This is a genomic window from Imtechella halotolerans (assembly GCF_028743515.2).
Classification (GTDB): Bacteria; Bacteroidota; Bacteroidia; order Flavobacteriales; family Flavobacteriaceae; genus Imtechella; species Imtechella halotolerans.
Genome location: NZ_CP117969.2, coordinates 2,361,983 through 2,375,860 on the forward strand (window position 1 = coordinate 2,361,983; position 13,878 = coordinate 2,375,860).

The 13,878-nt window shown below is 36.2% G+C and carries 10 protein-coding genes; 8 read left to right on the plus strand and 2 right to left on the minus strand.

All coding sequences use genetic code 11. The features are described from left to right. Window positions 1-228: 228 nt before the first annotated feature. From PT603_RS10645 to PT603_RS10665, 5 genes are all read left to right on the plus strand, one after another. Window positions 229-3,081, plus strand: coding sequence for a WD40/YVTN/BNR-like repeat-containing protein (locus PT603_RS10645; RefSeq protein ID WP_008236647.1), 2,853 nt, complete (start codon window positions 229-231; stop codon window positions 3,079-3,081). A 93-nt stretch (window positions 3,082-3,174) separates the two neighbouring features. Then, on the plus strand, window positions 3,175-4,029 hold the full coding sequence (locus PT603_RS10650; protein ID WP_008236645.1) for a ChaN family lipoprotein: 855 nt from the start codon (window positions 3,175-3,177) through the stop codon (window positions 4,027-4,029). Between the two features lie 141 nt (window positions 4,030-4,170). Further along, window positions 4,171-5,034, plus strand: coding sequence for a succinate dehydrogenase cytochrome b subunit (locus PT603_RS10655; protein ID WP_008236643.1), 864 nt, complete (start codon window positions 4,171-4,173; stop codon window positions 5,032-5,034). Between the two features lie 17 nt (window positions 5,035-5,051). After that, window positions 5,052-7,052 (plus strand): fumarate reductase/succinate dehydrogenase flavoprotein subunit, encoded by a 2,001-nt coding sequence (locus PT603_RS10660; protein WP_008236641.1) that lies wholly within the window; start codon window positions 5,052-5,054, stop codon window positions 7,050-7,052. A gap of 49 nt (window positions 7,053-7,101) precedes the next feature. Continuing rightward, complete coding sequence (locus PT603_RS10665; protein ID WP_008236639.1) at window positions 7,102-7,845, plus strand: succinate dehydrogenase/fumarate reductase iron-sulfur subunit; 744 nt, start codon at window positions 7,102-7,104, stop codon at window positions 7,843-7,845. 46 nt (window positions 7,846-7,891) lie between these two features. On the opposite strand, the gene PT603_RS10670 is transcribed toward PT603_RS10665, so the two are convergent. After that, complete coding sequence (locus tag PT603_RS10670; protein WP_008236638.1) at window positions 7,892-8,464, minus strand: hypothetical protein; 573 nt, start codon at window positions 8,462-8,464, stop codon at window positions 7,892-7,894. 105 nt (window positions 8,465-8,569) lie between these two features. Here PT603_RS10670 and PT603_RS10675 point away from each other — a divergent pair, with 105 nt between their 5' ends. Then, window positions 8,570-9,355, plus strand: coding sequence for an amidohydrolase (locus PT603_RS10675; protein ID WP_008236637.1), 786 nt, complete (start codon window positions 8,570-8,572; stop codon window positions 9,353-9,355). Here the strand turns inward: PT603_RS10675 and PT603_RS10680 are convergent, their stop codons facing one another. Next, a complete protein-coding gene (locus PT603_RS10680) occupies window positions 9,356-10,963 on the minus strand; it encodes an Ig-like domain-containing domain (protein WP_040488504.1) in 1,608 nt (535 codons plus the stop codon). Window positions 10,964-11,342: 379 nt separating this feature from the next. Between PT603_RS10680 and PT603_RS10685 the strand changes: the two genes are divergently transcribed. Then, on the plus strand, window positions 11,343-12,197 hold the full coding sequence (locus tag PT603_RS10685; RefSeq protein WP_008236635.1) for a DUF8428 domain-containing protein: 855 nt from the start codon (window positions 11,343-11,345) through the stop codon (window positions 12,195-12,197). Window positions 12,198-12,239: 42 nt separating this feature from the next. Further along, the gene (locus PT603_RS10690; RefSeq protein WP_008236634.1) at window positions 12,240-13,781 is read left to right on the plus strand and encodes a glycine--tRNA ligase; all 1,542 of its coding nucleotides are present in this window, start codon (window positions 12,240-12,242) and stop codon (window positions 13,779-13,781) included. The last annotated feature ends 97 nt before the right edge of the window (window positions 13,782-13,878 follow it).

Below are 13,878 nucleotides of genomic sequence, written 5' to 3' on the forward strand. Positions count from 1 at the left end.
TTCTTAATTAGAGTTTATAAGTTATAATTCAATAAGATTATCGCAACATATGCTATCTCACAAAAATACAAATTGGAGTACAGCCTACCCAATTTTACCCTTCCAAAATTTACTTAAGTTTGGATTACATTCCATTTTCATTGTTTTTGTTAAACTTCCTCTAAAAGTTTTGGCATTTTTTTAACAATAAGTACCTTTCACTCGCTAATTAACTTTTACATCCTTACAATGAAGAAGCAAATATTCATCCTAAGTTATCTATGGGTTGCTACAACCCTATGGGCTCAGCAAGCACCCACACCAGCCTCAGAGGTTCAAAAGGCCTTAGAACAAAAGGCTAAAATGCAAGAGACTTCCTTAGTTAAAAATGTTCCTTTTACAAACATAGGACCCACTGTAATGAGCGGTCGTGTGGTTGATGTAGATGTGAATCCGAACAATCCTACAGAATTTTATGTAGCATATGCTTCAGGAGGATTATGGTACAGCAATAATAACGGGGTTAGTTTTACCCCAGTAATGGATAATTCGTCCACTCAAAATTTAGGCGACATAGCTGTTGATTGGAAAAATGGCACCATTTGGGCTGGTACAGGTGAAAATAATGCTTCTCGTTCTTCTTACGCAGGTATAGGAATTTTAAAATCTACCGATAAAGGTCAGACATGGCAACATATGGGACTACCTGACTCCCACCATATAGGTCGAATTCTAATTAACCCTAATCAACCTGATGAAGTAATTATAGGTGTTACAGGTCACTTATATTCCTCCAATAGTGAGCGGGGAATCTATAAAACATTTGATGGTGGAAAAACTTGGAACAAAACATTATATATTAATGACCAAACTGGAATTATTGATGTAGCAGTTTCTCCAAAAAATTTTAACATTGTCTATGCTGCAGCTTGGGAAAAAGATAGAAAAGCATGGCACTTTTCTGGCAACGGAAATCATTCAGCCATCTACAAAAGTACTGATGCTGGGAATACTTGGACAAAAATATCAGTAGAAGGTAGTGGATTTCCAACTGGTGAAGGCGTTGGGAGGATAGGACTTTCCGTGTTTGATGACAACACTGTTTATGCAGTCCATGATAATCAGTATTTAAGACCAGATGATAAGAAAACAGACTTAAGTGGTGCTCTCTCAAAAAATGATTTTAAAAACATGTCTTCCGAAGAATTTCTGCAAATAGAAGACAAGAAACTAAATTCCTTTTTGCGTACAAATGGCTTTCAAGAAAAATATCGCGCAGATAACGTAAAACAAATGGTTCGCAGTGGCGCAGTAGCTCCAGTGGATTTAGCGAAATATTTGGAAGATGCCAATGCAATGCTTTTTGACACTCCGGTTATTGGAGCAGAAGTTTTCCGCAGTGACAATGGTGGAAAAACATGGACTAAAACACATGATGATTATCTGGATGGTGTATTCTTTAGTTATGGATATTATTTTGCACAAATTGCCGTAGATCCTAATAACAAAAACAAAGTTTATGTAGGAGGAGTTCCAATTATAAAATCTCCCGATGGTGGAAAAACATGGGTTTCTATTAATCGTGAAAATGTACATGTGGATCATCACTCAATTTGGGTAAACCCTAACAAAGAAGGGCATATTATCAACGGAAATGATGGGGGGCTAAATATTTCATATGATGATGGTGAGACTTGGATTAAAAACAATTCAATTCCTGTTGGACAATTTTATGCAATTAACATAGACTATCAAAAACCCTATAATGTTTATGGTGGTTTACAGGATAATGGTGTCTGGATGGGAGCCCACAATGCACCAATGAATAGAGAATGGCACCAAGAAGGAGCTTATCCTTGGAAAAGTATAATTGGAGGTGACGGAATGCAGATTCAAATTGATAAACGCAACCCTTCAATAATCTACACCGGCTTTCAATTTGGAAACTATTACCGATTCAACCTAAAAACTGGCGAACGAACTTACATTCAACCAAAGCATCAGTTGGGTGAAAGCCCCTATCGTTTCAATTGGCAAACACCTATACTTCTTTCTCCGCACAACCAAGACATTGTCTATTTTGGTAGCAACAAATTACACCGCTCATTAACACAAGGTAATGAATGGACTGCTATTTCAGGTGATCTTACCAATGGGGGTAAAAAAGGAAATGTGGCTTATGGAACACTAACTTCAATATCAGAATCACCTTTCGAATTCGGTCTAATTTATACAGGTAGCGATGACGGAATGGTACACGTTACTCGAGATGGAGGTGCTAATTGGCAACTTATTTACAACTCCTTCCCAAATGAATTATGGGTAAGCCGCGTTATAGCATCTCAACACAAAAAAGAACGAGTTTATGTTACACTTAACGGATACAGGTTTGACGATTTTAACACCTACATATTCAAAAGTGAGGATTACGGAAAAACGTGGGATAATATAAAAACTAACATTCCGGCATCTCCTGTGAATGTTATAAAGGAAGATCCAGAAAATGAACAAGTTCTTTATGTGGGAACTGACAATGGAGCTTATATCTCATTTGATATGGGGGAGAGCTGGAATCCTTTCAGCAAAGGCCTACCTAACGTTGCAATTCATGACCTAGTAATTCAACCTGAGGCAAAGGATTTACTACTAGGAACACACGGAAGAAGTATTTACAAAGCCAACATTGCTCCACTTCAGAAAATGAAAGCAGCAGTTCAAGATCAAGTCTTTTATCCTTTTGAAATTGATCCTGTTCGTCATTCTAATCGTTGGGGAAATACTTGGAACAGGTGGAGCGAGGCCTTTGAGCCATCCTCGTCCTTTACAGCATATGCTTCTCAAGATAATAGCATCAAAATCACTGTATACTCTGAAGATAACATAGCATTACAGACATTTACATATCAAGCTGAAAAAGGATTTAATTACATCTCTTATGACCTATCCATCTCTACAGAAGGCAAAAATGCCTACAACAAACGTCATAAAAATGCCATAATAGACAAAGTTGGAAATGGAAAAATGTATCTTCCTAAAGGGAAGTATACAGTTGAATTTGTAACAAAAGGTTCTATAGAAAAAAGAATTTTGGAGGTTAAATAATCTCCAAAATTCTTTCGATTTAAACGACATAAGGCAATCTTTTTAAAATACATAAGTTTGCCTGCAGTGCTAGCTAATTTAATATTCCAACAAATGAAGAAACTATTTCTTGCAGGCATCACACTACTTTGGTCATCGACATTTTTAGGCCAAAATAAAGCTCCTTATCAGTTTTACAATTCAAAAGGTAAAAAAACATCTTACAGTAAGCTTTTAAAAAATACCAAAAAGGTTGATATTGTACTTTTTGGAGAATTTCATGATAACTCAATTGTTCATTGGCTTCAATTAGAATTCACTAAAGATATAGCCCAAAAAAGAGCACTAATTCTAGGTGCGGAAATGATCGAAACAGACAATCAACAAGCGCTTAACCAATACCTGAAGGGTGAAATAACTCAAAAAGGATTGGACACCTTGGCACGTCTATGGAATAACCATAAAACAGACTACAAACCTTTGGTGGATTTTGCTAAAAATAACAGAACTCCATTTATAGCTACAAACGTCCCACGCAGGTATGCCAGTATGGTTTTTCGTGAAGGTTTCGAAGCATTAAACTCTTTACCTTCAAATGAAAAAAAGTGGATTGCTCCCTTACCCATACCTTATGACTCAACACTGCCTGGATATGTTAAAATGATTGAAATGATGGGAGGCCATGGTGGTGAAAACCTTCCAAAGGCGCAAGCTCTAAAGGACGCTACAATGGCTCACAACATACTAGAAAATCACATTCAGGGATCACTTTTCATCCATTACAATGGAAGCTATCATAGCGATGATTATGAAGGAATTTATTGGTACCTAAAAAAATGGCAGCCTTCTTTAAAACTAATCACAATTGCAACGGTCACTCAGTCATCTATAAATTCACTCGATAAACAATATTTAAACAAGGCTGATTTTATCTTGGTAATCGACGAAGATGTAACTAGGACTTATTAGAAATCTTATTTTTTACGACAATTCTGACAATCATTTTTCATTTTTTAAATTCATTATAAATAAGGCTTTCAGGGTTGTAACACATTGTATTTACTCTTATTTTTGTTTGATTAATTTAAACAACAAAACCATCAAAGTTATATGGCAAAATCTGCACTCTTAAAGTCATCAGTAGCAAAAAAGTACTGGATGGCTCTTACAGGTTTATTTTTATGCTTGTTTTTGGTAGGTCATTTAGCAGGAAACTTGCAGCTAATTTTTGGAACGGCACTGCAGTTTAATGAGTATGCTCTATTTATGACAACCAATCCAGCAGTAAAAATTCTATCGTATCTCACGTACATCTCGATTGTTTTCCACGCAATAGATGGAATCGTACTGACTATTCAAAATAAAAAAGCGCGCCCAATCGGTTATGCTAAGAACAACGCCGCTGCTAACAGCGCTTGGGCTTCTCGTAATATGGCAATATTGGGTACATTAGTACTAGTATTTATTGCCACACACATGATAAACTTCTGGGCGAAGATGCATTTTGATAAAAATATGCCTCTTATGGTTCAAACCATAGAGGTACAACCTGGCATGCCACAAGATTTTTATATTGGTAGACAAACTGGTCAGTTCTTCCCTGTTGAACAAGTAAAAAAAGCAGGTGAGGCCGATGATGCAAATTTCCCTAAACAACTGGAAATAAAAAATGGTACTGAGCTATACAATGCTCAAGTTAATGTCAAAATGGGGGAGCTTTACAAAGATCTTCATAAGATTACTATTGATTTCTTTAAGGATGCCAAATACGGTCTATACTTCACTCTATTCTATGTATTCTCCATGTTGGTGTTAGCGTTTCACTTATTGCATGGCTTTAGTAGTGCTTTCCAATCTTTAGGAATCAATAACCCGAAGTATAACGGATTCATTAAAGGACTTGGAAAAGGATTTGCAATAATAGTTCCCTTACTATTCGCTATTATACCATTGTACATTCACTTTCTTAAGTAATCCTAACAGTAACTATTATGGCATTAGATTCTAAAATACCTCAAGGCCCAATTGCTTCTAAGTGGGCTGATTATAAAAACAAAATAAATCTTGTAAACCCGGCCAATAAACGTAATATTGACGTCATTATTGTCGGTACCGGACTAGCTGGTGGTTCAGCAGCCGCTACTCTTGCCGAGCTAGGATATAACGTAAAGGCTTTCTGCTTTCAAGATTCTCCACGTAGGGCTCATTCTATTGCAGCCCAAGGAGGTATTAATGCAGCAAAGAACTACCAAGGTGATGGTGATTCTGTTCATCGCTTATTCTACGACACTGTAAAAGGAGGAGATTATAGAGCAAGAGAGGCAAATGTTCATCGCTTAGCCGAGGTATCTGCCAATATTATAGACCAGTGTGTAGCACAAGGTGTACCGCTAGCCCGAGAATATGGTGGTCTTTTGGACAACCGTTCTTTTGGTGGAACGCTTGTTTCTCGTACTTTTTATGCAAAAGGACAAACCGGACAACAATTACTCTTAGGGGCCTATTCGGCAATGAACCGTCAAATAGGACGTGGAAAAATAAAAATGTACAACCGTCATGAAATGCTAGACTTAGTAGTTGTAGACGGTAAGGCTCGTGGAATAATTGCACGTAATCTTGTTACAGGTGAAATTCAACGTCATTCTGCACACGCAGTTGTAATTGCATCTGGTGGTTATGGAAACGTATTTTTCCTTTCAACTAATGCAATGGGTAGTAATGTAACAGCAGCTTGGAAGATCCACAAAAAAGGTGCTTACTTTGCGAACCCATGCTACACCCAAATCCACCCCACTTGTATTCCAGTTTCAGGTGATCACCAGTCTAAACTTACGTTAATGTCGGAATCACTTCGTAATGATGGTCGTATTTGGGTACCTAAAAAAATTGAAGACGTACAAGCAATCCGTGAAGGCCGTCTAAAACCTACGCAAATTGCTGAAGAAGATAGAGATTACTATCTTGAAAGACGATACCCTTCATTTGGAAATTTAGTCCCTCGTGATGTAGCTTCTAGGGCAGCGAAAGAACGTTGTGATGCAGGCTACGGTGTAAACAAAACTGGCGAGGCAGTATACCTTGATTTCGCATCCGCCATCGAACGATATGGCAAAGAACAAGCTCGTATAAAGCATTTAGATGAAAATGATTCCCAATTAGTACAAAAATTGGGAAAAGAGGTAATCGCCAACAAATATGGCAACCTTTTCCAAATGTATGAGAAAATTGTAGATGATAATCCATACGAAACCCCAATGATGATTTACCCTGCCGTTCATTACACTATGGGAGGAATTTGGGTAGACTACAACCTAATGACTACAGTGGAAGGATGCTACTCTATAGGTGAAGCTAATTTCTCTGATCACGGTGCGAATCGTTTGGGAGCTTCAGCTCTTATGCAAGGTCTTGCAGACGGGTATTTTGTTCTACCATATACAATCGGAGACTACCTTTCTAAGGATATTCGTACGGGTGAAATTTCTACCGATTTACCAGAATTCGAGGAAGCAGAGAAAAATGTACGCTCACAAATAGAACGTCTAAGCAATAATAATGGAACCCATTCGGTTGATTATTTCCATAAAAAGCTTGGGAAAATCATGTGGGACAAAGTAGGTATGGCACGCAATGCAAAAGGTTTAACAGAGGCCATGGATGAGATTGCAGCTTTACGTGAAGAATTTTATAAAGATGTCAAAGTTCCAGGAGACATCAATGGTTTCAATCAGGAATTGGAAAAAGCACTTAGAGTAGCTGATTTCCTAGAATTAGGCGAACTTTTTGCAAAGGACGCACTTCATCGAAATGAATCATGTGGGGGTCACTTCCGTGAAGAATACCAAACCGAAGAAGGCGAGGCTCAACGTGATGATAAAAACTTTGCTTATGTAGCTGCTTGGGAATACAAGGGTAATCCAAGAGAAGCAGAACTACATAAAGAAGACCTAACATTTGAAAACGTAAAACTGGTACAGAGAAGCTATAAATAAAAAAGTGCTCGGACACAAATCCCATCGCACTTTGCAAAAAAGTATTAACATGAAACTAACACTCAAAATATGGCGTCAGAAAAACGCCCAAGATAAGGGGAAACTAGTTGAATATAAAATTGACGATGTTTCACCCGATATGTCTTTTTTGGAAATGCTGGATGTTCTAAACGACCAGTTAATTGAAAAAGGTGAAGATCCAGTTGCATTCGATCACGATTGCCGTGAAGGTATCTGTGGAATGTGCTCCCTTTATATTAATGGAGAAGCTCACGGTCCCGATCGTGGAGTAACGACATGCCAATTACACATGCGTATGTTCAAAGATGGAGATACGATTTATATTGAGCCTTTCAGAGCTAAAGCATTTCCAATTATAAAAGACTTAGTAGTTGACCGTAGTTCTTTCGACAGAATTCAGCATGCTGGAGGTTTTATTTCTGTGAACACTTCTGGTAATACCCAAGATGCTAATGCAATCCCAATCCCAAAACATGATGCAGATCGTGCATTTGATGCAGCTACATGCATTGGATGTGGGGCATGTGTAGCTACCTGTAAAAACTCATCAGCAATGCTATTTGTCTCAGCAAAAGTATCTCAATTTGCGCTTTTACCTCAAGGACAAGTGGAAGCTGCAGATCGCGTAATGAAAATGGTCAACCAAATGGATGTAGAAGGATTTGGTAATTGTACCAATACTGGGGCTTGTGAGGTCGAATGCCCTAAAGGGATATCTTTAGAAAACATTGCCCGTATGAATCGTGAATACCTCAAGGCCAGTTTAAAATAACTGATGGTATTAATACATAAAAATATCCGCCAATGGCGGATATTTTTTATTCCTTCCAACCCCAGGGCGCTTCAGGCGCAGAAACAGGAGTTGTTAAATCAAAAGCAACTGAAAACAATCTATCAGTACCAATACGTCTTAAATTATACGTAAACTTGCTGTCATCAATTGTTATCCACCATACATTGTGTGCTGCATACTCTATAAGATTAGCAGTTTCCTGATCGGCTGGGAAAAATTGCAAATTAGGATGTCCCGAATTTGTAGAAACACCCCCATATTGAGTAATAGCATCTTCACTTCCATCTACAAGTCTATGATCATGTTTTAATTTTAATTGTCCCTCCTCTAAGGTTAAAACCCATGTTCTAGATTTATCGTCACCCACAAAAAATGGAATTCGTATTCGATTATCTTCACAACTTCGAACATGCATCAAAAGTTTCTTACCTGTGAAACCATCACCTTCTTTACCTCCTTCAACAATCTCACCTTCATACGCCATACCACAATGCTCTAAAAGTATATTCCAAAATTTTTCAGCATTATTGTCTTGAGAGCAAACAATATGAATAGAACCCATAAACATCAAAAAAATCAATAATCCTATTTTACTCATAATCTATAAAAGTTTTTATATAAACATAATGTATTTTTCGAAGACAATGAAATCCAAAATACATCATTTTAAATTTTAGTACATTTACGTATATTCTTTATAACCATGTTAAAGCCATCACTTCAAATTGCAATAATACAGTCAGATATCGTCTGGGAAAATCCAGAAAAAAATATAGCACATTTTAACCAAAAATTTAAAAACTTACCTCTAACAACCGATTTAGTTATTTTACCTGAAATGTTTACCACTGGATTCAGTATGAATCCACATAGACTATCAGAGACTATGAATGGCCAATCGGTATCTTGGATGCAACAGTGGGCTATTAGAAATCAAATTGCTATATGTGGTAGTCTAATTATTTCTGAACAATCCAACTATTATAACCGTTTCGTTTTTGTTTATCCTAATGGGGAAATAAAACATTACAACAAGAGGCATTTATTTTCTATTGCAGGTGAACATAAAATGTACACAGCAGGTTCTTCCCAAACCATAGTAAATTATAAAGAATGGAAACTATCACTACAAATTTGTTACGATCTAAGATTCCCTGTATGGTCCAGACAATCCAAGTCTAATTATGATGCACTAATATACGTAGCAAGTTGGCCTACACCTAGAATACATGCATGGGATACATTACTAAAGGCGCGTGCCATTGAAAATATGTGCTACTGCATAGGTGCCAACAGAGTGGGGAAAGACGCCAATGGTCATGCTTATCCAGGTCATTCCGCAATTTATGACGCTTTAGGAAATACGATAAATTTCAGCAACAGAGAGGAGATAATACTCGCAACGCTTACTTATGACACACTATCCCAATTAAGAATTAAGCTCCCTTTCTATAATGACTCGGATGAATTTGTTCTAATCAAATCATAACTATTGAAGAGTGAAAGTTTCTTCATAAACCCAATTAGCCCGGACGGTCACCACCGTTGGATAATACAGAACCCTTTCTGGCTGTAATTTCTCCAAGTAATTCCCTGTATCCCATACCCTATTATTATTAACATCTTCAATAATTCTTATAAAATATTTAGCTGGATCCAGATACTCGAAGAGAAATTCACTTTGAAATGACTCCGCATAAATTTCATCCTGTACTTCTCCTTTTTCATTTGTAATTTGAACAATTATAGGAAATACCTTTGCATTTGATAACTTAAGCTTTATAGTTCCATAATCAGACAAACTTTTAGTACGAAGTGTGTACTGAAGTGTATCGCTTGATACTCCATAAAAATCAGTTAATGCCTCAGGCAACATCTGTAAACGATATACTTGGCTAGGTTCAACTTTAAAATTGAACTGAAGTTTTCTATTATCATCTTTTAAGGTTACATCAAAAGGCACGCTTAATGTATCTTTATCAAAGATTTTCATTTTAGATATATCAGTAGCAACAAGAGGTATATTTGAAGACAGAGAAAAAGGAATTTTCAAGGATAAACTAGAAGATTGAGTATTAGCAATTTGTAAGGAATCTTTCTTTAATTTTTTTAGTTTTACTGTAAAAGTATCTATCTTTTGTTCTTTACCAACGGTAAACAATAGTGAATCTACATCCACAGGGGAATACCAAAAGTTTAATGTATCTTTCTTTGGTTCTTTAGTAATGGCATACTTAAAATCCGGTGGTAATGGAGAAATTGGGTTAATTTCAATCCCTGCAAGAGTCCCCTCATATCCAAATTGTATACGATTAGAGGCAACTTGAGAAGGACGAATAGCCTTATAATTATTAATTTCCTTAAACAATTTTAATTCATAAACTGAATCTGAAGGAACCGAGATTGGTTCTTCCCAAAAAGCAATTTTATCACTTTTTTGATCGTAGAGATAATTGGAATTTTTATCTTTTAAAGCACGAAGCAAATACTTCCCGGCCTTTACATTGGAAATTTCAAAATCTCTAAGACTATCAAGTGTATTAGTAACATATAATGGACGTTCTTTGAACACTACTGAATCAGAATAAGATTCATTCAATTCATACAGCATAACAGTCACAAAATTATCAGGTTTTTGCTCTAAAGCATCTGAAATCCTTCCTCTCACTGAAAGTGAATCTATATAAGAACCGGTAGAGAACACATACTTGAAAAAAGGCAATGGATTTCCTTCATTATTATCAGTTACACTTTGGCCAAAATTAAAAACATAGGTCGTATTTTCTTTTAATGTATCAGAAATTTTTATATCAAAATATTTGGAAGGAACGCCCTGTGGAACAATATCAGGAAATAAGGTGAGTGGAGGAGAAACAATTAGCTGTTTTTGAATATCCTTAAGTTTGACGAATTCGTCAAATGTTAAACGAATACTCTTGTTTTTAAAATTTGTTGTCCCTTGTTTAGGATTTGCATCTAAAAGCACAGGAGGAATAGTATCCTTAGCTCCTCCTGTTGGGGTTCCTCTTTTGGCGCAATTAGTTGTGAGTGCAATAATTACTACCCACATGCATACAACCGTAATGATTTTTTTCATGCGTATGTATTTATGCAAATTAACTACTTTTTTAAGTAATGATGAAATCAATTAGCATTCCAAAATTTGGGAATAGAACTTTGAAAAAAGTCTACTATCAAACATAATTTTAACAATTAGTTCTTTATTAATAACCTATAAATAGTCCAACAATCTAAAAGGGAAAAGATTTGGCCCAAAAACAATTATTATATCCAATGAACCTACCCCATAACCTTCCAATGTCAAACCGATATCAATTTTCATATAACCAAATTACACATTCAGTATAATGAAAAACTAAATCTGAAGCCGTAAATTACTGATCAACCATTTTTTAAGAAAGAAGAATTTTAGAATATCTTTTAGTATATTTAGCACGATTTTCACAATGCCCGATATGATTTCGTCCCAATTCAGAGAAAGCAAACTACTAATAGGAATCCTAGTGGTTATTTCGGCAATTATTATTACTTTTTCATATTTCAATTACAAAGAGAATGCTAACCATACACAATTCTTTGAATCTGAAAAGGAGTTTTTAAAGCAAGAATTGTTAACCTTACAAAAAGCAATAGAGGCACACCATGGAGACAATTCACCATATACGGCCCAATGGATTACACTCTCCTCTCAGGTTGAGTTATTAATAGACTCACTTAACAACATTCATATTGATCCTAGTTTATTGATAAAATATAGAAATCGGTTTGCGGTATTTCGTGATCACAAGGTGCGATTGGAAAAACTTAGTGATTCATTACGTATTTCAAATCAATTCCTGTACTCCCCTTCTGATATCAATAATCTTCGTCTTGTTAGGCAAGTAGAAGGACTTCAAAATTCAACGAAAAGAATTACAGATACCGTGTCGTTAAGCTTTAGCAATCCAACTGTAACTCCTTATAAGGTTCGACTAAATGGAAACCTTTTAGAAACCAACAGAGCTGCTCGCACAAATAAATTACGTTATTGTTTTAGTATTTCAGGCAATACTAGAAATCCAATTCCAGAACATTTGGTATACATCCAGATTATAAATCCTAAAGGAATCATTATGGGAGCCCAAGAGGAAATCACCTATCAACATACTAGTATTGTTTATAGTGATATTGTTCAATTTGAATATCAAGTTGGCACACTTTCATTATGTGAAGCCCTGCATTTAAGCGAAAAAGCACTACCTGGCACCTATAAAATACATTTATTCTACCAAGGAAAAATGGTAAGCACTTCACAGTTTACATTAGAATAATTTTACCCCTCAGATATTAAAAAATAGCAGTATTTTTGCGCTATGGCAAATCAAGACGAACATTTCAAAAAAGTAATAGCTCACGCTAAAGAATATGGATATATTTTCCAATCTAGTGAGATTTATGATGGATTAAGCGCTGTTTATGATTATGGACAAAACGGAGCTGAGTTAAAGAAAAATATCCGAGAATATTGGTGGAAAGCAATGGTGCAAATGCACGAAAACATCGTAGGAATTGACGCTGCTATTTTTATGCATCCTACCACCTGGAAGGCTTCTGGCCACGTAGATGCATTCAATGATCCATTAATTGACAACAAAGACTCAAAAAAAAGATACCGAGCTGATGTATTGGTTGAAGACTATGTAGCCAAAATTGAAGCTAAAATCGAAAAAGAAGTTGAAAAAGCAGCCAAACGCTTTGGTGAAGCATTTAACAAAGAACAATTTTTAGAAACCAATACTAAAGTTCTTGAATATCAAGACAAAGCTACATCCATTTTAAAAAGATTAGGTAAATCTCTAGAGGAGGAAAACCTTATGGATGTAAAAGCACTAATTGAAGAACTGGAAATTGCTGATCCTGATACTGGATCCAAAAACTGGACTGATGTAAAACAGTTTAACCTAATGTTTGGAACAAAACTGGGAGCTACTGCGGAAACAGCTATGGACTTATATCTTCGCCCTGAAACAGCACAAGGAATCTTTGTTAACTTCCTTAATGTTCAGAAAACGGGTCGTATGAAAATTCCTTTTGGGATTGCACAAACAGGTAAGGCCTTTAGGAATGAAATCGTAGCTCGTCAATTCATTTTTCGAATGCGAGAATTTGAACAAATGGAGATGCAGTTCTTTATCAAACCAGGAACTCAAAAAGAATGGTATGAACACTGGAAAGAAACACGACTAAAGTGGCATTTATCTTTGGGAATGGGTGAAAACAATTATCGTTTTCACGACCATGAGAAACTGGCTCATTATGCGGATGCCGCATGTGACATTGAATTTAAATTCCCTTTCGGTTTTAAAGAATTAGAGGGAATCCATTCACGCACAGATTTCGATTTGGGTAATCATGAAAAATTTTCAGGAAAAAAACTTCAATATTTTGATCCCGAAGAAAATAAAAGTTACATCCCATATGTACTCGAGACCTCAATTGGACTAGATCGTATGTTTTTGGCTACTTTCTCAAACTCATTAACAGAGGAGATTCTAGAAGACGGATCAACGAGAACCGTATTGCGTCTGCCCGCTGTACTAGCTCCTACAAAAGCTGCCGTTTTGCCACTTATTAAAAAGGATGGCTTACCAGAGATAGCTCGTTCAATAATCGATGAACTTAAATGGGACTTCAATGTTACTTACGATGAAAAGGATGCAGTAGGAAGACGATATAGAAGACAGGACGCTGCTGGGACTCCATTCTGTATTACTGTGGATCACCAAACAAAAGAAGATAATAAAGTCACTATTAGACATAGAGACACTATGGTACAAAAACGTGTGAACATTACCGACTTGCGCGAGATTATCCTGCAAGAGGTTGATATGCGCTATTGGTTGCAAAAAATGTAATCACCGTTTTTCATCTTCCCTGGATTGGGAATCTATATATAAACTCCCCGTAAAAAGGGAGTTTTTTATCTTTTATTACGAGATAATGATATTTATC

Bases quoted from the DNA above. Each gene is read 5' to 3' on its own strand.
- PT603_RS10655 (WP_008236643.1), top strand. From the start codon at position 4,171: ATGGCAAAATCTGCACTCTTAAAGTCATCAGTAGCAAAAAAGTACTGG.
- PT603_RS10650 (WP_008236645.1), top strand. From the start codon at position 3,175: ATGAAGAAACTATTTCTTGCAGGCATCACACTACTTTGGTCATCGACA.
- PT603_RS10675 (WP_008236637.1), top strand. From the start codon at position 8,570: ATGTTAAAGCCATCACTTCAAATTGCAATAATACAGTCAGATATCGTC.
- PT603_RS10670 (WP_008236638.1), bottom strand. From the start codon at position 8,464: ATGAGTAAAATAGGATTATTGATTTTTTTGATGTTTATGGGTTCTATT.
- PT603_RS10645 (WP_008236647.1), top strand. From the start codon at position 229: ATGAAGAAGCAAATATTCATCCTAAGTTATCTATGGGTTGCTACAACC.
- PT603_RS10680 (WP_040488504.1), bottom strand. From the start codon at position 10,963: ATGAAAAAAATCATTACGGTTGTATGCATGTGGGTAGTAATTATTGCA.
- PT603_RS10665 (WP_008236639.1), top strand. From the start codon at position 7,102: ATGAAACTAACACTCAAAATATGGCGTCAGAAAAACGCCCAAGATAAG.
- PT603_RS10685 (WP_008236635.1), top strand. From the start codon at position 11,343: ATGATTTCGTCCCAATTCAGAGAAAGCAAACTACTAATAGGAATCCTA.
- PT603_RS10690 (WP_008236634.1), top strand. From the start codon at position 12,240: ATGGCAAATCAAGACGAACATTTCAAAAAAGTAATAGCTCACGCTAAA.
- PT603_RS10660 (WP_008236641.1), top strand. From the start codon at position 5,052: ATGGCATTAGATTCTAAAATACCTCAAGGCCCAATTGCTTCTAAGTGG.